Genomic DNA, 21,331 nt, shown 5'->3' with positions numbered 1-21,331 from the left:
TTACATTCCGAACCCGGAAGCTAAGCCCTCCAGCGCCGATGGTACTGCACTCGGGAGGGTGTGGGAGAGTAGGACACCGCCGGACAAACATTCCAGTCAAGGGCCGCCCGTCAGGGGCGGCCCTTGACTGCGTTAGCGTCCTGGCGACGCAATGAGGAAGGATGTACCGGTGAGTTCTGGACCGCAGGGCGGCGACCGCCCCCGTCGTTACGAGGACCGTGGCGACCGTCAGCAGGGGCGTGGTGACGCCCGACGCGACGACCGTCCGCCGTATCGCGGGAGCCGTGACGACCGTTCCGGCGCCCAGCGCGGCGGCGCCGGCGGCGACCGCCGGGACGGCGGCTTCCGCTCGAGTTCCCGAGAGGGCGGCGACCGCCGGGACGGCGGCACCCGCTCGGGCCCCCGTGAGGGCGGCTTCCGCCGGGACGACAGCCGCGAGGGCGGCTTCCGGGGCGGTGACCGCCGCGAGGGTGGCTTCCGCTCGGGTCCGCGTGAGGGCGGCTTCCGCCGGGACGGCGACGCGCCGCGCGAGGGTGGTTTCCGGGGCGGTGACCGCCGTGAGGGCGGCTTCCGCGGTGGAGAACGCCGGGAGGGCGGCTTCCGGGGTGACCGTGAGGGCGGTGGCTTCCGGGGCGGTGACCGCCGCGAGGGCGGGTTCCGGGGCGGCGAGCGCCGTGAGGGCGGTTTCCGCGATGGTGCTGGCCGCGACGGCGGGCTCCGGGGTGGGGAGCGCCGCGACGGTGGCTTCCGTGGCGACCGCGAGGGCGGCGCCCGTCGTGACGACCGCAGTGAGGGCGGCTTCCGGCGGGACGGCGACGCGCCGCGCGAGGGTGGCTTCCGTGGCGGAGAGCGCCGGGAGGGTGGCTTCCGGGGTGACCGTGAGGGCAGTGGCTTCCGTGGCGGCGACCGTCGCGAGGGTGGTTTCCGTGGCGGTGACCGTCGTGACGGCGGCTTCCGTGCTGGAGAGCGCCGTGAGGACGGCTTCCGCCGGGACGACAGCCGCGAGGGCGGTTTCCGCCGGGACGACAGCCGCGAGGGCGGTTTCCGTGGCGGCGAGCGTCGTGAGGGCGGCTTCCGCTCGGGCCCCCGCGAGGGGGGCTTCCGCCGGGATGGCGACGCGCCGCGTCAGGGCGGCTTCCGCCGGGATGGCGACGCGCCGCGCGAGGGTGGCTTCCGGGGTGGAGAGCGCCGGGAGGGTGGCTTCCGCGGTGACCGCGAGGGCGGTGCCCGTCGTGACGACCGTCGCGAGGCTGGCTTTCAGGGCGGCGACCGTCGCGAGGGCGGCTTCCGCGGTGGAGAGCGCCGGGAGGGCGGCTTCCGGGGTGACCGTGAGGGCGGTGGCTTCCGGGGCGGTGACCGTCGCGAGGGCGGGTTCCGGGGTGGAGAGCGCCGGGAGGGTGGCTTCCAGGGCGGCGACCGTCGTGACGGCGGCTTCCGGCGGGACGGCGACGCGCCGCGCGAGGGTGGCTCCCGGGGCGGCGACCGCCGTGAAGGCGGCTTCCGGCGGGACGGCGACGCGCCGCGCGAGGGTGGCTCCCGGGGCGGCGACCGTCGCGAGGGCTTCCGGGGCGGCGAGCGCCGCGACGGCGGGTTCCGCGGGGGCGATCGGGACGGTGGCTTCCGGTCGGGACCCCGTGAGGGCGGCTACCGCCGGGACGGCGAGCGCCGTGAGGGCGGCTTCCGGGGCGGGCAGGACCGGCCGCGTACCGAACGCGACGGCGAGCGTGGCGGCTCCGACCGCCGGGGTTTCGACGATCGTCGCCGTGACGGCGGTTACGGTGCCGGTCCGCAGCGAGACGAGCGGGGCGAGGGTGCCGAGGGCGGCCCGGCCGCCGCGCCCGTGCTGCCCGACGAGATCGTGGCGAGCGACCTCGACACCGCGGTCCGTGCCGAGCTGCTCTCCCTGAACAAGCCGGTGGCGGAGACCGTCGCCCGGCATCTGGTGGCGACCGGCCAGCTGATCGACGAGGACCCGGCGGAGGCGCTGGCACACGCGATGGCCGCCCGGCGGCTCGCCTCGCGGATCTCTGCCGTGCGGGAGGCGGTCGGGCTGGCCGCGTACCACGCCGGTGAGTGGCAGACGGCCATCGCCGAGCTGCGCACGTACCACCGGATGTCCGGGTTGCAGAGCCACCTCGCGGTGCTCGCGGACTGCGAGCGCGCGCTGGGCCGTCCCGAGCGGGCGATCGACCTGTTCCGTGGCGCCGACCGGGAGAAGCTCGACCAGGCCGTGGCCATCGAGCTGCTGATCGTGGCGGCCGGCGCCCGGGGCGACCTGGGCCAGAAGGACGCCGCCGTGGCGATGCTCCAGGTCCGCGAGTTGACCGCCGAGACGGCCGAGCCGTGGACGGCACGGCTGCGCTACGCGTACGCGGACGCGCTGCTCGCGGTCGGCCGGCGCGAGGAGGCCCGGGAGTGGTTCTCCCGGGCGGCGGACGTGGACGCCGACGGCGAGACCGACGCGGCGGAGCGGCTGCTCGAACTCGACGGTGTGGTGATCGAGGGCGACGACGAGGACGACGAGCCGGTCGAGGAGCTGGCCGGCCCGGGTACGCCGGGCGCGGTGCCGGCCCGGCCGGACACCGACGTCGCCGCGGCCGCGGGAGACCTCGCCGCCGAGGACGCCGACTCCGAGGACGACGAGGACGAGGACGACCAGGACGACCAGGACGAGGACGACGCCGCCGAGGACGAGGACGACCAGGACGCCGACGCGGGCCGGGAGCCGGTGGCGGTGGGCGGCCTCGTCCGAGAGGACGACCGGGACGCGGACGGCCTGACCGACGACGAGCTGACCGACGAGGCGGCGTCCGCCGTGGCGGACGGGACCGCTGCGCCGGCCGGCGCGACGGAGCAGACCGGCGACGCGAGCGAGACGACGGGCGACGCGGACGGCGTGACCGAGCGGGTCGCGGACGAGCGCGGGACGGACTCGCCGCAGCGATGACCGGGAACGCAGGGGAACGGCTGGTCGACGGGTACGCCCTGGTCGTCTTCGACCTGGACGGGGTGATCTACCTGATCGACCGGCCGATCCCCGGCGCGGTCGAGGCGGTGCGCCGGCTGCACGCTGAGGGTCGGGGCGTCGCGTACGCGACCAACAACGCGTCCCGGCGCTCCAGCGAGGTCGCCGAGCTGCTCACCGGCATGGGTGTGCCGGCCCGGGCGGAGGAGGTGCTGACCTCGGCCGCGGCCGCCGCCGAGCTGCTGCGGGACCGGCTGCCCGCCGGCGCCCCGGTGCTGGTGGTCGGCGCGGAGGCGCTGCGGGCGGAGCTCCGCGCCGCCGGACTGACCCCGGTCAGCCTGGCCGACGACGCCCCGGCCGCCGTGGTGCAGGGGTACGGCCCGCGGGTCGGCTGGACGGAGCTGGCCGAGGCGGCGGTGGCGATCCGGGCCGGCGCGTCGTGGATCGCGACGAACACCGATCGGACCCTGCCCAGTGACCGTGGCCCGCTGCCCGGCAACGGGTCGCTCGTGGCCGCGCTGGTCACCGCCCTGCGGCGGGAACCCGACGTGGTGGTGGGCAAGCCGGAGCCGGCGCTGTTCGCCACCGCGGCACGCCGCGCCGGATCAGGGCGGGCCCTGGTGGTCGGGGACCGGCTGGACACCGACATCGAGGGTGCCCGCCGGGCCGGGCTCGACAGCCTGCTGGTGCTCACCGGCGTCAGCGACGTACCCGAGCTGCTGGCCGCCCCGGAGGAGCGCCGCCCGACGTACGTCGCGCTGGACCTCGCCGGGCTGTTCGACCCGGCGGCGGTGGTCCGGGTGCCGACCGGGTCGGTCCCGGGCTGGTCGGTCGTCGGGACCGGCGGCGGGCTGGACCTCGCCGGCGCGGGCCGCCCGCTGGACGCCCTCGCCGCGCTCTGCGCGGCGGCCTGGTCGGCGGCGGGGGAGCCGCCGCTGGTGCGACCGGCGTCCCCGGCTGCGGAGGAGACCCTCGCGGCCCTCGGCCTGTCGGTCTGAGCCGCGGCCGGGCGAACGGGCTCAGAGCAGCTTGCGGAGCTTCATCAGGTCGAACGGGTTTGCCTTGATCGAGACGCGCCGGGAGGCCACCGCCTTGGTGACGTCGAGCTGACCGTGGACCAGGGCGACCAGGTCGTCGCTGGCGGCGCTGAGCACGATTTTGGCTTTCGGGTCGTCCCCGTCGGTGAGGTCGACCAGCCGGCCGCCGGCGAGCCGGCCGTGGAAGGCGGTGTCCAGGTCGGTGACCCGGCAGGCCAGCGTCCGGTCGAGGTCGATCCGGTCCTGCACGTCGGCGTGCCGGTCCAGCCGGGCGGCCAGCTCCCGCAACGCCTGCCGGCACTCGTCCACGCTGGCCACATCGTCTCCTCACCACGCGCCACGCCGTTTCCCGGCACCGTACCGCACGGGACCGTCACCCCGGCCCGGTAGCGTGACACCAGCACACCCCACCCCCGCGGAAGGACTCAGGCATGCAGGACGCGTGGCGCGCCTACCTCGAGCTGGCCATGGGCCTGACCGAGGCACCCCGCAAGAGGGCCCAGGACGTCGTCCGCCGGATGGTCGGTTCGGGCGGTGCCACCGCCGCGCAGCTGCAGGCGCTCGGCGAGGAACTGGTCTCCACCGGGCTGGCCAACCGGGAGGCGCTGACCAAGCTGGTCCGGTTCGAGGTCGATCGGGCGCTCGGCGCGGTGGGGCTGGCCACCGCGGACGAGGTTGCCGAGCTGACCCGCCGGGTGCACGAGCTGGAGCGTCAGCTCCGCGACGCCAAGGGCGGGCCGGAGGCGTCGGTGACCGGGCCCCCGTCGGCGGTCCCGACCTCGCCGCCCGCCCCGGGCAAGGCCGTGGCGAAGCCCCCCGCCCCGGGCAAGGCCGTGGCGAAGCCCCCCGCCCCGGGCAAGGCCGTGGCGAAGAAGGTGGCCAAGAAGGCCGTGGCGAAGAAGTCGCCCGGCGTGGTGACCCGCGCCGCGGGTCCGGCGGCGGGCGCCGCCGAGCCGGCGGCGCCGGTGACGAAGGCCAGGGCCGCCCGACGGCTGCCCGGGGACGCCCGGTGACCGGCTCGACGAGCCGGCGAGGTCGCCGGTGAGCGGCCCGTACCGTCCCGGCCCGCCGCCCGGCGGCCGGCCGGTGCCGGGGCCACCGGCGGCGGCGCGTCCCGGCCCGCCGGTCGCCGCCCGGCCCGCGCCGGCGCCGACGGAGGTCGAGGACGTCCGGCATCCGGCGGTGGACGCCGTGGTGCAGGCGATGGCGAACGCCGAGGCGCTGTCCCCGGCGGACCAGATCGCCCAGTACGAGGCGGCGTACGAGACGCTGCGCGAGACCCTGGCCGGCATCGACCAGGCCTGACCGACCGGAGAACCACCACTCATGGCACGTCGCAACCGGCTCGACGCCGAACTCGTCCGTCGCGGTCTGGCGCGCTCCCGGGAGCAGGCCGTCGCGCTGGTCGAGGCCGGCCGGGTGCAGCTGCGCGGGGTGCCGGCCCGCAAGGCCGCCGCGATGGTCGACCCCGCCGACCCGCTGCTGGTCACCGGTGAGGACCCCGCCACGGAGTACGTCTCCCGGGGCGGCCACAAGCTGGCCGGCGCGCTGGCCGCCTTCGCCCCGGGCGGGCTCGCCGTCGCCGGCCGCCGCTGCCTGGACGCGGGAGCCTCCACCGGGGGCTTCACCGACGTGCTGCTGCGCGCGGACGCGGCCGAGGTGGTGGCGGTGGACGTCGGCTACGGCCAGCTCGCCTGGCCGCTGCGCACCGACGAGCGGGTTCGGGTCTTCGAGCGCACCAACGTGCGTACCCTCACCCCGGAGGTGATCGGCGGCGAGGTCGACCTGACGGTGGCCGACCTGTCGTTCATCTCGCTGCGTCTGGTGCTGCCGGCCCTGGCGGCCTGCACGCGCGCCGACGGCGACCTGGCCCTGATGGTCAAGCCGCAGTTCGAGGTGGGCCGGGAGCGGGTCGGTGCGGGCGGGGTGGTGCGCGATCCGGGATTGCGCGCGGAGGCGGTGCTGGACGTGGCCGCCGCCGCCGGGGCGCTCGGCCTGGGCCTGGCCGACGTGACGGCCAGCCCGCTGCCGGGGCCGAGCGGCAACGTCGAGTTCTTCGTATGGTTACGCCGGGGCGCCCCGCCGGCCGACCCGCAGCGGGTGCGGGCGGTGGTGGCGGCCGGTCCCGACGGCCGGGGCACGTCCGGCGCCGAGTCGGGCCCGACGGACACGGAGGAGGTGGGCTCGGTGAGCGCGAGGAGTGAGCCGGGTTTGCGGGCCACGCAGTCGCGAACGAAGGGATCCCGTTGAGCGTGGAGCGGACCGCTCTGCTGGTCACCCACACCGGCCGTCGGCGCAGCACCGAGCACGCGCGGGCGGTGGCGGCGGATCTGACCGCCGCCGGCTTCGAGGTGCGGGTGGTGGCGGAGGAGGCCGAGGACCTGGACCTGCCGGGCGCGGTGCCGGTGACCGGTCCGGCGGCGGCCGAGGGTGCGGAGATCGTCTTCGCGCTCGGTGGGGACGGCACGTTCCTGCGCGCGGCGGAGCTGGCCCGGCCGGCGAAGGTGCCGCTGCTCGGCATCAACCTGGGCAAGGTGGGTTTCCTCGCCGAGGCCGAGATCGACGACCTGGACTCGGCGGTGCGGGACGTGGTGGCCCGCAGCTACACCGTGGACGAGCGGCTCACGCTGGACGTGACCGCCGAGTTCGAGGGTGGGCCGACGATCGAGTCGTGGGCGTTGAACGAGATCAGCGTCGAGAAGGGCGAGCGGGCCCAGATGCTGGAGCTGCTCGTCGACGTGGACGGCCGGCCGCTGTCCCGGTACGGCTGCGACGGCGTGGTGTGTGCCACCCCCACCGGCTCGACGGCGTACGCGTTCTCCGGCGGGGGGCCGGTGGTCTGGCCCGAGGTGGAGGCGTTGCTGCTGGTGCCGATCAGCGCGCACGCGCTGTTCAGCCGGCCGTTGGTGACCGCGCCGACGTCCACCTTCGTCATCACCGTGGACCCGTTCACCACGCTGGCGGTGCTCAGCTGTGACGGCCGGCGGGTGTACGACGTGCCGCCGGGGGCGAAGGTGACGGTGCGGCGGGGCGCGTTGCCGGTGCGGATCGTGCGGCTGCGGCCCCGGCCGTTCACCGACCGGTTGGTCGCCAAGTTCGACCTGCCGGTGCAGGGCTGGCGCGGCAACCGCAGGTGAGCGGGGTGCTGCCGGCCCTCCGGTCGCCCTGTCGGGTGGGTCGGTGGCGTCGTGCCGGCTGGTCAACTGTCGCACGGCGCGTCTAGTGTCGGTTGCTGTGCTGGAAGAGCTGCGCATCACCGGACTGGGCGTCATCGAGGACACCACGCTCCCGCTGACCGGCGGGATGAACGTCATCACCGGCGAGACGGGCGCGGGCAAGACCATGGTGGTCACCGGTCTGGGCCTGCTCTTCGGTGGTCGTGCCGACGCCGGCCGGGTCCGGGCGGAGCCGGGGCGGGCGGTCGTGGAGGGGCGGCTGCGGTTGCGCGGCCGGATCGGCGACACCGTGCACGCCCGGATCACCGACGCCGGTGGCGAGCCGGACGAGGACGGCTCGGTGCTGCTGAGCCGTACGGTCACGGTGGAGGGTCGGTCGCGGGCGCACCTGGGTGGCCGGTCGATGCCGGTGTCGATGCTCGGCGAGGTCGGCGAGCAGGTGGTGGCGGTGCACGGCCAGTCCGACCAGTTGCGGCTGCTGCGGCCGGCCGAGCAGCGGGCGTCGCTGGACCGGTTCGCCGGCGCGGAGCACGAGAAGCTGCTGGAGGCGCTGCGGGAGGCGTACTCCCGGTGGCGGGCCGTGGTGGACGACCTGGCCGACCGGCGGCGCAACGCCCGGGAGCGTCACCAGGAGGCCGACCTGCTGCGGTTGGGTCTGGACGAGATCACCCGGGTCGATCCGCAGCCCGGTGAGGACGACGAGCTCAAGGCGGAGGCGCAGCGGCTGGAGCACGCCGAGGGGCTGCGTACGGCGGCGCAGTTGGCCCACCAGTGCGTGGCCGGCGGGGTGGAGGCGACCGACGACACGCCGGACGCCACGGCGCTGCTGGGCACCGCCCGGCGCACGCTGGAGGCCCAGGCCGGCACGGATCCGGCGCTGGGCGAGTTGGCGGTCCGGTTGGAGGAGGCGGCCACCCTGGTCGCGGACGTGTCGGCCGAGCTGTCGGGATACCTGGCGGGGTTGGACGCGGACCCGGCCCGGTTGCAGGTGATCTACGAACGGCGGGCCGCGTTGCGGGCGTTGACCCGCAAGTACGCCGACGACGTGGACGGGGTGATCGCCTGGGCGGAGCGGGCTCGGACCCGGCTGTCCGATCTGGACACCTCGGACGACCTGCTGGAGGAGCTGGACCGGGAGGGTCAGCGGCTGGCCGGTGAGGTGGCCGAGCTGGCCGGCCGGGTGTCGGCCTCCCGGCAGGAGGCGGCGCTGCGCTTCGCCGAGCAGGTGACGGTGGAGCTGGCCGGGTTGGCCATGCCGCACGCCCGGATCGAGGTGGCGGTGCTGCCTCGGGCGGCGGGCCGGGCGGAGCCGACCCTGCGGGTCAACGGCGCCGAGGTCGGGGTGGGGCCGGACGGCGCCGACGAGGTGGAGTTGCGGCTGCTGGCCCACCCGGGTGCGCCGTCGCTGCCGTTGCAGCGGGGCGCCTCCGGTGGGGAGCTGTCCCGGGTGATGCTGGCCATCGAGGTGGTCTTCGCCGGGTCCGGTGGGCCGCCGACGTTGGTCTTCGACGAGGTGGACGCCGGGGTCGGTGGCCGGGCGGCGGTGGAGATCGGGCGCCGGCTGGCTCGGTTGGCCCGCAGTCACCAGGTGCTCGTGGTCACTCATCTGCCGCAGGTGGCGGCGTTCGCCGACCGGCACCTGGTGGTCGCCAAGGACACCGGGGGAGCGGTGACCACCAGTGGGGTGCGGGTGGTGGAGGACACCGAGCGGGCCCGGGAGCTGGCGCGCATGCTGGCGGGTTTGCCGGACTCGGATCTGGGTATCGCGCATGCGGAGGAACTGCTGGCCGTCGCGGCGAAGGAAAGGCGTTCGTGAGGCCGGCTTTGTGAGCGCAAGCACACCGGCTTGTGCTCGGAGTGTGCTTCCCTGGGTAGGCGGCCCTGCTCAGGCATGTCGCGACAGAAATGCCTGCCTCAACATGCCAGGATGGTCACGATGCGTCTACCCACGTTGCGCCGGACCCGGAACGCGGAACCGGGCACAGTTGCCGGCACCGCTCGCCTCGATCGTCGGACGAAGCGCCTGGTCGGGCGGCTGAGACCCGGGGACATCGCGATCATCGACCATGTCGACCTGGACCGGGTGGCGGCCGATTCGCTGGTCGCCGTCGGCGTCGCCGCGGTTCTCAACGCCAAGCCGTCGGTCTCCGGCCGCTATCCCAACCTCGGTCCGGAGGTGCTCGTCAAGGCGGGCATTCCGCTGCTGGACGACCTCGGGGAGAGCGTCTTCGAGCAGGTCCGCGAGGGCGATCTGGTGCGGATCGAGGGCAACACGGTCTTCGTCGGCGAGGAGCCGGTGGCCCATGGCGCGTTGCAGGACGCCGAGACCGTGGCCAAGGCGATGGCCGACGCCCGGGAGGGCCTGTCCGTGCAGTTGGAGGCGTTCGCCGCCAACACCATGGACTACCTCCGGCAGGAGCGTGACCTGCTGTTGGACGGGGTCGGTGTACCGGAGATCGAGACCGAGATCCGGGGCCGGCACTGCCTGATCGTGGTCCGGGGCTATGACTACAAGGCCGACCTGGACGTGTTGCGGCCCTACATCCGGGAGTTCAAGCCGGTGCTGATCGGCGTGGACGGTGGCGCGGACGCGCTGGTGGAGGCCGGCTACACCCCTGACATGATCATCGGTGACATGGACTCGGTCACCGACGACGTGCTGCGCTGCGGCGCCGAGGTGATCGTGCACGCGTACCCGGACGGTCGGGCCCCGGGCCTGGCCCGGGTGAACGGGCTCGGCGTGCCGGCGATCACCTTTCCGGCGGCGGCGACCAGCGAGGACCTGGCCATGCTGCTGGCCGACGAGAAGGGCGCGTCGCTGCTGGTGGCGGTCGGCACGCACGCCACCCTTGTCGAGTTTCTGGACAAGGGGCGCGGCGGCATGGCGTCGACGTTCCTCACCCGGCTCAAGGTCGGCGGCAAGCTCGTCGACGCCAAGGGCGTCAGCCGGCTCTACCGGCAGAGCATCTCCGGCTCCTCGCTGCTGTTGCTGGTCCTGTCCGCGGTCGCCGCGATGGCCTCCGCGGTGGCCGTCTCCACCGTCGGCAAGGCGTACCTGGGCGTGGTTTCGGAGTGGTGGGACAATTTGGTGTTCCGGCTCGGCCAGCTCTTCTAGCTCCCCGACGACCAAGAGGCTGCAAGCGTGATCAACTTTCGGTACCACGTGGTGTCCCTGACCGCGGTCTTCCTCGCGCTGGCCATCGGGTTGGTGGTCGGCACGGCGGCGCTCAACGGCCCGGTGGCCGACTCGCTGCGGGAGAACGTCAACCTGCTGCGCAAGGACAACCAGCAGATGCGTCAGTCGGTCAACAACCTGCAGAAGGAACTGGACTCGGAAGAGGACTTCGCGGCCGAGATCGCCCAGGTGGTCCTGCCCGGCAAGCTCACCGGCAAGCGGGTGCTGGTGCTGAGCCTGCCGAGCGGGCGGCAGCACACCGACGGCGTGCTCAAGATGCTGGAACTGGCCGGCGCCGACGTCACCCGGGTCGACCTGCAGGACAAGTTCATCAACCCGGACAACAACAGCAACCTGATGGAGCTGGCGGTCACCGCGGCCCGGCCCACCGCGCCGGCCTCCGGCCTGCCCGGCAACGGGCACGGGGTGGAGACCTCCAGCGCCCTGCTGGCCAGCGTGCTGCTGGACCGGGCGGCCGGCGCGGCCCCGGTCAGCGACCCCGACCGGCGGTCGGTGCTCGGCTCCTACTCCACCGCCGGCTACCTCACCACCGACGACCGGGTGTCCCGGTCCGCCGAGGCGGTCGTGCTGGTCAGCGGGCAGCCGTACGTGGACAAGGACTCGGTCAAGAAGGACGAGTCGGTGGTCAAGGTGGCCGAGCAGTTCGACCGGACCGGGTCGATCGTGGTCGGCGGCAACGGCTCCGCCGGCGGCAACGTGGTGGCCGTGGTCCGCGGCGACCAGGTGCTGGCCCAGGCCATCTCCACCGTCGACAACGCCAACACCGTCCAGGGCCAGCTGGTCACCTCCCTGGCCCTGGTGCAGCAGCTGACCGAGAAGAAGGCCGGCCACTACGGCGTGGGCGACAGCGCGGCGGCGATCCTGCCTAAACTGCCCCAGTGAATCAACGGCGGACGCCCGGTTCGCGCCCCCGCGCGCCCCGGGTCCGGATCGGAGGGCTCGCGTGAGCAGGTGGGGTCGGTTGCTGGCTGCCGGGGCCGGGGCGGTCGCCGCCCGGTACGTCCTGCGGGAGGTGCGCACCGCGCCGGTGGCGCCCGCGCTGGAGCGGACGAACTTCCGCGGCCGCACCGTCACCCTCGCCGCCGGGCCGGCGCTGGCGGTGGGCGCCGCCGGGGCGGGCGCGTTGGGCGCGGGCAGCGGGCCGGCCGGGGCGGCCGCGCTCGTGGCCGGGCTGGGCGCCGGCGCGGTCGGGCTCTACGACGACGTGGTGGGCGCCCGGCCGGAGCAGAAGGCCGCGAAGGGCTTCGCCGGGCACCTGGCCGCGCTGCGCGAGGGCCGGGTCACCGCCGGACTGGTCAAGATCGTCGGGGTGGGCGCGGCGGGGCTCGGTGCGGCCGCCCTGCTCGCCGCCGACCCCCGGGTCGTCGCCCACCCGCGCCGGCAGCGCCACGGCGGCCTCGGGCGTGCCGTGGACGTGCTGCTCGGCGCCGGCGTGGTGGCCGGCACCGCGAACCTGGTCAACCTGCTCGATCTGCGCCCCGGCCGGGCGCTGAAAGCCGGCCTGCTGCTCGGCGCGCCGCTGGCCCGTGGCCCGCACGGCGGGATCGCCGTCGGGGCGGCGAGCGCCGCCGCCGGCCTGCTCCGCGACGACCTCGACGAGACGGTGATGCTCGGCGACAGCGGCGCCAACGCGCTGGGCGCCCTGCTCGGTGTGTCGCTGGCCGCCCGGACCGGGCCGCTGGGCCGGGCCGGCGTGCTGGCGGCGCTGGCCGGCCTCACCGCGGCCAGCGAGAGGGTCAGCTTCACCCAGGTGATCCAGCGGACGCCGATTCTCCGCGAGCTCGACGAGCTGGGCCGTCACCACGACTGACGTGATCAAACCCCTCACCGGCGCCGGCCGGGTCGCCGGCGCAGCCGCGCTCATCGCCGTCCTCACCGTGCTCAGCCGGCTCGCCGGCTTCGGCCGTACGGTGGTGTTCACCTGGACGCTGGGACCGTCGGACCTCGGCGGCGCCTATCTGGTGGCGAACAACCTGCCGAACTTCATCTTCGAGATCGTGGCCGGCGGGGCGCTGGCGAGTCTCGTCGTACCGCTGCTGGCCGGCGCGGTGCAGGCCGGTGACCGGCGGGCGGTCGCCGCCACCACCGGCGCGCTGCTCAGCTGGACGCTCAGCCTGCTCGTCCCGCTGGCGCTGCTGGTGGCGCTGCTCGCCGGGCCGCTGATGTCGGTGCTCGGCCCCGGCCTGACCGAGGCCCAGCACGCGGCCGGGGTACGGATGCTGTGGCTGTTCGCGCCGCAACTGCCGCTGTACGGGGTCGGCATCGTGCTCACCGGCGTGCTCCAGGCGCACCGCAGGTTCGCCTGGCCGGTGATCGCCCCGCTGCTGTCCAGCGTGACGGTCATCGGGGTTTACCTCGCCTTCGCCATGGCCGAGGGGCTGCTGGCCACGGTCGGCGGGGTGAGCCGGGCGGGGCAGCTGCTGCTGGCCGGGGGCACCACGCTCGGCGTGGTGGTGCTGTCGCTGTCGCTGCTGATCCCGCTGCGCGCGCTGGGCCTGCGGCTGCGGCCGGGCTACCGGTTCCCCGCCGAGGCACGCGCCCGGGTCGGCGGGCTGGCGCTGGCCGGGCTGGTGACGGTCGGCGCGCAGCAGGTCGCCCTCATGGTCAGCCTGAACCAGGTCACCTTCGGCCCGACGTTCAACCCCGGCGTCTACAACCTGGCCCAGTCGGTCTACTTCCTGCCCTGGGCGGTGCTCGCGGTGCCACTGGCGGTGGCCGCGTACCCGACGCTGGCCGCCGCCCGGGCCACCGGGGACGAGCGGACCTACCGGGAGACCCTCGCCCCGGCCGTCCGCGGCGTGGTCCTGTTCAGCCTGCTGGGAGCCGCCGCGCTGGTCGGCACCGCCGCACCGGTCGGGGAGTTCTTCTTTCCGGGGAAGCCGGCCGCCGGGCCGGCCGCGGCGGCCATCGCCGGGTTCGCGCCGGGGCTGCTCGGCTACGGGCTCTTCGCGATCCTCACCCGGGCCCTCTACGCCCGGGGCGAGACGCGGGCGGCCACCGCCGCCACCGCCGGAGGCTGGCTGACCGTACCGGTGCTGGCGGTGCTGCTCGGGCAGCTCCTGCCGCCGGGCCAGCGGGTGCTCGCGGTGACGCTCGGCACCTCCGGCGGGATGCTCGTGCTGGGCGCGCTGCTGGTGGCCGCGGTACGCCGCACGGCGGGCCCGGCCGCGCTGGCCGGGCTCGGCCGGGCCGGCGCCGCCGGCCTGCTCGCCGCGGTGCTGGCCGCGCCGGCGGGCATCGCCACGTCCCGGGTGGTGGCGGCGGCCGCCGGCACCCCGACGCTCGCCGGGGCGCTCGTGCAGGGCATGCTGTCCGGAGCCGTGGTCGGCGCGGTGTATCTCGCCGTCGCGTGGCTGGCCGACCGGCGGGACGTGGCGCCGCTGCTCGCCGCGGTCGGCCGCCGGCTGAGCCGTCGCCGGGCCCGCCCGGCCGCCGGACCGCCCGCGGGCGCGCGGCACGAGCAGTCGCTGACGGAAGGGGAGGACGGATGACCGGGACGACGTCGGCAGCGCGGTGGCCCGGCTCGGTGGCCCTGGTCCTCGCCTCCAGCACCGGCGGGGTCGGCCAGCACGTCCGGTCGGTGGCCCGGGGCCTCGCCGCGGCCGGCGCGTCCGTGCTGGTCTGCGGGCCGGCCGCGACCCAGGAACAGTTCGACTTCACCGGGGCCGGCGCCCGGTTCGTCCCGGTGGAGATCCCGGCCAGCCCGACCCCGGCCGACGCCCGGGCCGTCGCCGCGCTGCGCCGGGCCCTCGCCGACGCGCCGGTGGACGTGGTGCACGCGCACGGGCTGCGCGCCGGGCTGGTGGCCGTACTGGCCCGGCCCGCCGTCCCGCTGGTGGTCACCTGGCACAACGCGGTGCTGGCCGGCGGCCTGCGGGGTCGGCTGTCCCGGCTGGCCGAGCGGGTGGTGGCCCGGTCGGCCACGGTCGCCCTGGGGGCCTCCGCCGACCTGGTGGCCCGGGCCGCCGCGCTGGGCGCGACCGACGCCCGGCTCGCGCCGGTGGCCGCGCCCGCGCTGCCGGCACCGCGCCGGCGGCGGGCCGCCGTCCGCGCCGAGTTCGGCGTCGCCGCCGGGCAGCCGCTGATCCTGTCGGTCGGCCGGCTGCACCCGCAGAAACGCTACGACGTGCTGGTCGACGCCGCCGCCCGGTGGCGTACCCGCCGACCCGTCCCGGTGGTGGTGATCGCCGGCAGCGGCCCCGCCTACCTGCCGCTGGCCGCCCGGATCTCGGCGGCCCGCGCGCCGGTGACCCTGCTCGGGCACCGCACCGACGTCGCGGACCTGCTGGCCGGCGCCGACCTGGCCCTGGTCACCAGCGACTGGGAGGCCCGCCAGCTGTTCGCGCAGGAGGCGCTGCGGGCCGGCGTGCCACTGGTGGCCACCGACGTGGGCGGCCTGCCGGAGCTGGTCGGCGACGCCGCCGTGCTGGTCCCGCCCGGCGACGTCGACGCGGTCGACGCGGCGGTCCGCGGGCTGCTGGACGACGAGGCCCGCCGGGCCGACCTGGCCCGGCGGGGCGCGGAGCGGGCCGCGGGCTGGCCCACCGAGGCCGACACGGTCGCCGCGCTGGCCGCGCTCTACGCCGAGCTGAGCCCGCCGGGCGCCGGCCCGGCCCGGCCCGACGCCGGCGCCCCGTCGACGGGGCAGCGCTGATGCTGCGCAGGCTGACCCCGGTGCTGCTCACCCTGGTCGTGGTGGCGCTGGGCATCACCGCCCTGGCCGCCCGGCCGGACCGGGCCGCCCCGCGCCCGTCGGCCGACTTCGTCGTGCTGGCCGGGGTGGCGGGGCTGCGTTGGGAGGACGTCGACCCGCAGACCACCCCGACGCTGTGGCGGATGGCCGAGCAGGGCTCCATCGGGTCGCTGTCGGTGCGTTCCGCGCACCGGCCCACCTGCCCGGTGGACGGCTGGCTGACCCTGGGCGCCGGGAACTTCGCCGCCTGGAACGGGTCCCGCACGGCCGGCGGCTGCCCGGCCAGTTCGGTCACCGTGGAGCAGCCGGACGGCATCGGCGCGAACCTGCCCCAGCAGGAGGGCGTGGTCACCTACAACCAGGATCGGCGGCCCTGGGGCGCGGTGCCGGGCTCGCTGGCGGAGTCGGTGCGCTGCTCGGTGGCGGTCGGTCCCGGCGCGGCGGTGGCCGCGGCCCGGCCGTTCGGTCGGGTCGACCGATACGCGTCGGCGCTGCCGAAGGACCCCGCCAAGCTGCTCGGCTCGTGCGTGCTCAGCATCGTGGACCTCGGCACGGTCAGCGGCACGGACCCGGCCGGGCGGGCCGAGGCGGCGCGCCGGGCGGATCAGGAGCTGGCCCGGGTGCTGGCCGCGCGTCCGCCCCGCTCGCTGGTGCTGCTCGCCGGGATCTCCGACACCGACCAGACGTCCCGGTTGCACGTGGCGGTCGCCGACGGGCCGGGCTGGGAACACGGCTGGCTGACCTCGGCGAGCACCGGCCGGGAGGGCTACCTGCAACTGGCCGACCTGGCGCCCACCGCGCTCACGGCGCTGGGCCGCCCGTTGCCGCAGCGGATCTTCCTGGGCCGTCCCGCCCAGTCGGTGGGTGAGCGCCCGGGTGACCTGGCCGCCGACATCGAGCGGACGGCGGACGCCGACCGGGAGGCGGGCGCCCAGCGCCGGGTGGCCGGGTGGTTCTTCGCGCTGCTCGCGGTGGCGCAGGTCGGGCTCGCGATCACGGTGCTGCCGCTGCTGCGCCGCGCCCGCCGGCACGCCGGCCCGTACGGCCCGGAGCCGGTGTCGCGGCGGGTGGTGGGCGCGGTGGAGCTGCTGCTGATCGCCGCCGCGCTGGCCGTGCCGGCGGCCCTGCTGGCCGACGCGGTGCCGTGGTGGCGGGGCGCGCACGCGGGCGGGTACTTCGCGCTGGTGACGGTGCTGCTGATCGGCGGCGGGACCGCTCTGGTGCGGATCGCGCCGGGGTACGCCGGGACGCTGGGGCCGCTCGGCGCGGTGGCCGGCCTGGCCACCCTGGCGATCGGCGCGGACGTGCTCACCGGCGCCCGGTTGCAGCTCAACGGGGTGGTGGGCTACTCGGCGTTGCAGGGCGGCCGGTACGCCGGGCTGGGCACGGTGGGACTGGGCGTGTTCCTCGCCGGCGCGCTGCTGTGCGCCGGCTGGCTGGCGCAGCGGTTCCGGCGTGGCTGGCGGCCGGCGGTGATGGTGCTGGTGGGTGGCCTGGCGGTGGTGGTCGTGGGCAGCCCGTACCTGGGCTCCGACTCGATCGGGGCGATCGCGCTCACCGCCGGGGTGAGCGTCGCCGCCGCGATCAGCGCCGGCGGCTGGCTGACGGTGAGCCGGTTCGTCTGGGCCACCATGGCCGGGCTGGCGGTGACCATCGGCTTCGCCACGGTGGACCTGCGCCGGCCGGAGTACGAGCGGGGCAGCCTGGGTCGTTTCCTGGCCGCCCTGGGCGACGGCACCGGCGGGATGACGGTGAACCGGTCCAGCAGCGCCAACTTCGAGACCCTGGTGAACAGCCCGCTGACCGTGATCGCGCTGGCCGGCGCGGCGCTGGTCTGGCTGGCCCTGCTCCAGCCGTGGGGCGGCCTGCTGCGGCTGTTCGGCATCTACCCGGCGATCCGGGCGGCGATGGCCGGCACCGGCGTGGCCGCCGGCATCGGCGGCGTGCTGGGCGGGGTGGCGTTGGACGTGGCCGGCGCGGCCGCCGCGCTGGTGGTGCCGATGGCGGCGCTGGCGGCGCTGCGGGTGCTCGACCACTCCACCGACCGCACCCTGCCTGGCACCGGCCGGCCCTGGAACGACGTGCCCGGTGGTGGCCCGGACGGCGCGCCGGGTGGCCCCGACGGCCGGCCCGGGGGACAGCGGCCCGGCGGCGGGCCGGTTCCGGACGAGTGCGGCACCGCTGGGCCGGCCGCGGACGGCGGCGGTCCCGGCGTGTCGGGTGGCGCGCCGGCCGGCCCCGGCGAGGGCGCCGACCCTGCCGACGGACCGGTGCCGCACCAGGCCCGGCGGGCATCGACCGAGGTCACGGCCGGCTGAGGAGGTCCGGCCCGGATCGGGCGTACCGACGGGTGCGACCCCGGCCCCCGGGCGGGGAGGTGTTACCGTGGAATCCCGTGGATCGCGTGATCACCCAGGTGATCGGCACGGCGGTTCGCACGACCGCTACGGACGACACGGGAGCAGGCCTTGGCCCCTTCAGCACAGACGACCCGGCACATCTTCGTCACCGGGGGCGTCGCCTCCTCGCTCGGTAAGGGCCTCACCGCCTCCAGCCTCGGCAACCTGCTCACCGCCCGCGGGCTGCGCGTGGTGATGCAGAAGCTCGACCCGTACCTCAACGTCGATCCCGGGACGATGAACCCGTTCCAGCACGGCGAGGTCTTCGTCACCGAGGACGGCGCCGAGACCGACCTGGACGTCGGCCACTACGAGCGGTTCCTCGACCGGGCGCTGTCCGGCAAGGCGAACGTCACCACCGGCCAGATCTACTCGGACGTGATCGCCAAGGAGCGGCGCGGCGAGTACCTGGGCGACACCGTCCAGGTCATCCCGCACATCACCAACGAGATCAAGTCGCGGATCCTCGGCATGGCCGCCCCGGACGCCGACGGCCAGGTGCCCGACGTGGTGATCACCGAGGTGGGCGGCACCGTCGGCGACATCGAGTCGCTGCCGTTCCTGGAGGCGATCCGCCAGGTCCGCCACGACCTGGGCCGGGACAACTGCTTCTACCTGCACGTGTCGCTGGTGCCGTACCTGGCGCCGTCCGGCGAGCTGAAGACCAAGCCCACCCAGCACTCGGTGGCGCAGCTGCGCAGCATCGGCATCCAGCCGGACGCGTTGGTGCTGCGCTGCGACCGGGAGATCCCGGACAAGGTCAAGCAGAAGCTGTCGCTCTACTGCGACGTGGACCGGGAGGCCGTCACCGCCGCCCCGGACGCGCCCAGCATCTACGACATCCCGAAGGTGCTGCACCGCGAGGGCCTCGACGCGTACGTGGTGCGCCGGCTCGGCCTGTCCTTCCGCGACGTGGACTGGGCCAGCTGGGACGACCTGCTGGACCGGGTGCACCAGCCGCACCACACGGTCACCGTCGCGCTGGTCGGCAAGTACGTCGACCTGCCCGACGCGTACCTGTCGGTCAGCGAGGCCATCCGGGCCGCCGGCTTCGGCCACCGGGCCCGGGTGCAGCTGCGGTGGGTGCCCAGCGACGACTGCGTCACCCCGGCCGGGGCCGCCGCCGCGTTGGCCGGGGTGGACGGCATCGTCATCCCCGGCGGCTTCGGCGTACGCGGCATCGAGGGCAAGATCGGCACCGCCCGGTACGCCCGGGAGAACGGCATCCCGCTGCTCGGCCTCTGCCTCGGCCTGCAGTGCATGACCATCGAGGTGGCCCGCCACCTGGCCGGCCTGGACGGGGCGAACTCGCTGGAGTTCGACGAGCAGGCGAAGCACCCGGTCATCGCCACCATGGCCGACCAGGAGGACATCGTCGCCGGCAAGGGTGACCTGGGCGGCACCATGCGGCTCGGCGCGTACCCGGCGAAGCTGACCGACGGCTCGCTGGTCGCCGAGGCGTACGGCAGCACCGAGGTCAGCGAGCGGCACCGGCACCGCTACGAGGTGAACAACGCCTACCGGGACCAGCTCACCAAGGCCGGGCTGCACATCTCCGGCACCTCGCCGGACGGCCGGCTGGTCGAGTTCGTCGAGCTGGACCGCGCGCTGCACCCGTTCTTCGTGGCCACCCAGGCGCACCCCGAGCTGAAGAGCCGCCCGACCCGCCCGCACCCGCTGTTCGCCGGTTTCGTCGAGGCCGCCATCGCGTACTCGGAGGCCGACCGGCTCCCGGTGGACCTGGACGGTCCGGCGGCGAAGAAGGCCGGCCGCAACGGCGGTACGCCGGTGGCCGAGGCGGCCGCGCGTTCATGAGCGCGGTCGAGCACCGCTACGAGGTGACCGGCCGGCGGGAGCGCTACGCCGGCCCGGTCTTCACCGTGTTCAGCGACCAGGTCACCATGCCGGGCGGCGGCACGGCGACCCGGGACCACGTCCGGCACGTCGGCGCGGTGGCCGTGGTGGCGCTGGACGACGCCGGCCAGGTGGTGCTGCTGCGGCAGTACCGGCACGCCGTCGGCCGGCACCTGTGGGAGCTGCCGGCCGGGCTGATGGACGTCGAGGGTGAGCAGCTGCCGGCCGCGGCGGCCCGGGAACTGGCCGAGGAGGCCGACCTCACCGCCGGCCGGGTCGACCTGCTGGTCGACCTGCACACCTCGCCGGGCTTCTCCAACGAGCTGGTTCGGGTCTTCCTCGCCCGCGACCTGGGCGAGGTGCCGGCCGAGCGCCGGCACCGGCGCACCGACGAGGAGGCCGACCTCCAGGTGGTCCGGCTCGACCTGGACGAGGCCGTCGGGATGGTGCTGGCCGGTGAGATCACCAACGCTCCGTGCGTGGCCGGGCTGCTCGCCGCGGCGCGTGCCCGGGACGCCGGCTGGTCGGTGCTGCGCCGCGCCGACGCCCCGCTGCCCCGCTGATCGGGTACGCCGCCGGTGACGTGTGGTGAGCTGATACCCGGAGGGACGTGCCAAACTCCGGGGTTTCACGCTCAGGTGCCCTCAGGCCGCCCCGGCGGGCGGCGGGGACGGTCACGCGGTGCGACGATGGGGGTGGGTCCACGGGCGGCAGGGAGGGCCATTCCTGACACATCGTCAGGCGAACCCGTCACCGGGTGTCAGTGTGCTGGCTTCCCAGGGCTGGGTGCGGCCCTAGACTGCCGCCGGCAGGACCGGTGGACCGCGTCGGCAATGGGGCCGCCGCGGCGCCGCGCTGTCGGGGATGAGCAGCCCCGAAGGAAGGTGTCTGCATCGTGAAGGTCGGAATCCCCCGCGAGGTCAAGAACCACGAGTACCGCGTGGCGATCACGCCCGCGGGCGTCAACGAGTTCACCCGCCACGGCCATGAGGTCTTCGTCGAGTCCGGCGCCGGCGTCGGTTCCAGCATCACCGACGACGAGTTCGCCGCCTCCGGCGCGAAGATCCTGGCCACCGCCGACGAGGTCTGGGAATCCGCCGAGCTGGTGCTCAAGGTCAAGGAGCCGATCGCCGAGGAGTACCACCGGATGCGCGAGGGGCAGGTGCTCTTCACCTACCTGCACCTGGCCGCCTCGAAGGACTGCACCGACGCGCTGGTCGACCGGAAGGTCACCGGCATCGCGTACGAGACCGTCGAGCTGCCCGACCGTTCGCTGCCGCTGCTCGCCCCGATGTCCGAGGTGGCTGGCCGGCTCGCCCCGCAGGTGGGCGCCTTCTACATGATGCGTACCGGGGGCGGCCGGGGCGTGCTGCCCGGCGGCGTCTCCGGCGTGTACGCGGCCAAGACCGTGGTCATCGGCGCGGGCGTGTCCGGCATGAACGCCGCCGCCATCGCGCTGGGCCTGCAGTCCGAGGTGCTGCTGCTGGACAAGAACGTCGCCCGGCTGCGCCAGGCCGACGCCATCTACCGGGGCCACCTGCAGACGGTCGCCTCCAACGCGTACGAGATCGAGCGGGCGGTGGTGGACGCCGATCTGGTCATCGGGGCGGTGCTGGTGCCCGGGGCGAAGGCCCCGAAGCTGATCTCCAACGAGCTGGTGTCGCGGATGAAGCCGGGCAGCGTGCTCGTCGACATCGCCATCGACCAGGGTGGCTGCTTTGAGGACTCGCGGCCCACCACGCACGCCGACCCGGTCTACAAGGTGCACGAGTCGATCTTCTACTGCGTGGCGAACATGCCGGGCGCGGTGCCGAACACCAGCACCCACGCGCTGACCAACGTCACCCTTCCGTACGCCCTGGAGCTGGCCAACCAGGGCTGGCGGCAGGCGCTGCGCAACGACCCGGCGCTGGCGCTGGGCCTGAACACCCACGCCGGCCGGGTCGTCTACGGCCCGGTGGCCGAGGCGCACGGCCTGGACGCGCTGCCGCTGGCCGAGGTGTTGAGCTGA

18 protein-coding genes are annotated in these 21,331 nt (G+C 75.4%); 16 read left to right on the top strand and 2 right to left on the bottom strand.

What is annotated here, in order from left to right; all coding sequences use genetic code 11:
• Window positions 1–1,939: hypothetical protein (locus tag AB0H57_RS27605; RefSeq protein ID WP_357511361.1), on the bottom strand; the 1,939-nt coding region annotated here is incomplete at its 3' end.
• A 3-nt stretch (window positions 1,940–1,942) separates the two neighbouring features.
• Here AB0H57_RS27605 and AB0H57_RS27600 point away from each other — a divergent pair.
• Together AB0H57_RS27600 and AB0H57_RS27595 are read left to right on the top strand one after the other, a co-directional pair.
• On the top strand, window positions 1,943–2,947 hold the full coding sequence (locus AB0H57_RS27600; RefSeq protein WP_357511365.1) for a Replicase polyprotein 1ab: 1,005 nt from the start codon (window positions 1,943–1,945) through the stop codon (window positions 2,945–2,947).
• Window positions 2,944–3,963 (top strand): HAD-IIA family hydrolase, encoded by a 1,020-nt coding sequence (locus AB0H57_RS27595; RefSeq protein WP_357511359.1) that lies wholly within the window; start codon window positions 2,944–2,946, stop codon window positions 3,961–3,963. Before AB0H57_RS27600 ends, AB0H57_RS27595 begins: the two co-directional genes overlap by 4 nt.
• A gap of 21 nt (window positions 3,964–3,984) precedes the next feature.
• On the opposite strand, the gene AB0H57_RS27590 is transcribed toward AB0H57_RS27595, so the two are convergent.
• A complete protein-coding gene (locus AB0H57_RS27590; protein WP_357511357.1) occupies window positions 3,985–4,320 on the bottom strand; it encodes an SCP2 sterol-binding domain-containing protein in 336 nt (111 codons plus the stop codon).
• A 113-nt stretch (window positions 4,321–4,433) separates the two neighbouring features.
• On the opposite strand from AB0H57_RS27590, the gene AB0H57_RS27585 reads away from it, so the two are divergent.
• From AB0H57_RS27585 to ald, 14 genes are all read left to right on the top strand, one after another.
• Complete coding sequence (locus tag AB0H57_RS27585; protein WP_357511355.1) at window positions 4,434–5,015, top strand: hypothetical protein; 582 nt, start codon at window positions 4,434–4,436, stop codon at window positions 5,013–5,015.
• A 28-nt stretch (window positions 5,016–5,043) separates the two neighbouring features.
• Complete coding sequence (locus AB0H57_RS27580) at window positions 5,044–5,307, top strand: hypothetical protein (RefSeq protein WP_357511353.1); 264 nt, start codon at window positions 5,044–5,046, stop codon at window positions 5,305–5,307.
• 21 nt (window positions 5,308–5,328) lie between these two features.
• Window positions 5,329–6,252 carry a TlyA family RNA methyltransferase gene (locus tag AB0H57_RS27575; protein ID WP_357511351.1) on the top strand — a complete coding sequence of 308 codons (924 nt, stop codon included), beginning with the start codon at window positions 5,329–5,331 and terminating at the stop codon, window positions 6,250–6,252.
• Between the two features lie 2 nt (window positions 6,253–6,254).
• A complete protein-coding gene (locus AB0H57_RS27570; protein WP_357511349.1) occupies window positions 6,255–7,139 on the top strand; it encodes an NAD kinase in 885 nt (294 codons plus the stop codon).
• Between the two features lie 97 nt (window positions 7,140–7,236).
• Entirely contained in the window at window positions 7,237–8,994 is a 1,758-nt protein-coding gene (recN, locus tag AB0H57_RS27565) for a DNA repair protein RecN (RefSeq protein WP_357511347.1), read from the top strand.
• 120 nt (window positions 8,995–9,114) lie between these two features.
• Window positions 9,115–10,293, top strand: a complete 1,179-nt coding sequence (gene steA, locus AB0H57_RS27560) for a putative cytokinetic ring protein SteA (protein WP_357511345.1) — start codon at window positions 9,115–9,117, stop codon at window positions 10,291–10,293.
• Between the two features lie 27 nt (window positions 10,294–10,320).
• Complete coding sequence (locus tag AB0H57_RS27555) at window positions 10,321–11,256, top strand: copper transporter (protein ID WP_357511344.1); 936 nt, start codon at window positions 10,321–10,323, stop codon at window positions 11,254–11,256.
• Between the two features lie 61 nt (window positions 11,257–11,317).
• Complete coding sequence (locus AB0H57_RS27550) at window positions 11,318–12,184, top strand: hypothetical protein (RefSeq protein WP_357511342.1); 867 nt, start codon at window positions 11,318–11,320, stop codon at window positions 12,182–12,184.
• Window position 12,185: 1 nt separating this feature from the next.
• Window positions 12,186–13,865 carry a lipid II flippase MurJ gene (locus AB0H57_RS27545; RefSeq protein ID WP_357511340.1) on the top strand — a complete coding sequence of 560 codons (1,680 nt, stop codon included), beginning with the start codon at window positions 12,186–12,188 and terminating at the stop codon, window positions 13,863–13,865.
• Entirely contained in the window at window positions 13,862–15,028 is a 1,167-nt protein-coding gene (locus AB0H57_RS27540; protein ID WP_357511338.1) for a glycosyltransferase family 4 protein, read from the top strand. The genes AB0H57_RS27545 and AB0H57_RS27540 overlap by 4 nt, the downstream gene beginning before the upstream one ends.
• Window positions 15,028–17,385, top strand: a complete 2,358-nt coding sequence (locus tag AB0H57_RS27535; protein WP_357511336.1) for a hypothetical protein — start codon at window positions 15,028–15,030, stop codon at window positions 17,383–17,385. The genes AB0H57_RS27540 and AB0H57_RS27535 overlap by 1 nt, the downstream gene beginning before the upstream one ends.
• A 150-nt stretch (window positions 17,386–17,535) precedes the next feature.
• Window positions 17,536–19,281: a CTP synthase gene (locus tag AB0H57_RS27530; protein ID WP_357511334.1), complete on the top strand. Its 1,746-nt coding sequence runs from the start codon at window positions 17,536–17,538 to the stop codon at window positions 19,279–19,281.
• Window positions 19,278–19,883 (top strand): NUDIX hydrolase, encoded by a 606-nt coding sequence (locus AB0H57_RS27525; RefSeq protein WP_357511332.1) that lies wholly within the window; start codon window positions 19,278–19,280, stop codon window positions 19,881–19,883. The genes AB0H57_RS27530 and AB0H57_RS27525 overlap by 4 nt, the downstream gene beginning before the upstream one ends.
• 332 nt (window positions 19,884–20,215) lie before the next feature.
• A complete protein-coding gene (gene ald / locus AB0H57_RS27520) occupies window positions 20,216–21,331 on the top strand; it encodes an alanine dehydrogenase (protein WP_357511330.1) in 1,116 nt (371 codons plus the stop codon).

The sequence above is a fragment of the Micromonospora sp. NPDC050686 genome (assembly GCF_040654475.1).
Classification (GTDB): domain Bacteria; phylum Actinomycetota; class Actinomycetes; order Mycobacteriales; family Micromonosporaceae; genus Micromonospora.
The sequence above is the reverse complement of the archived record's forward strand: the minus strand, read 5'-3'. Positions and strand labels throughout refer to the sequence as shown.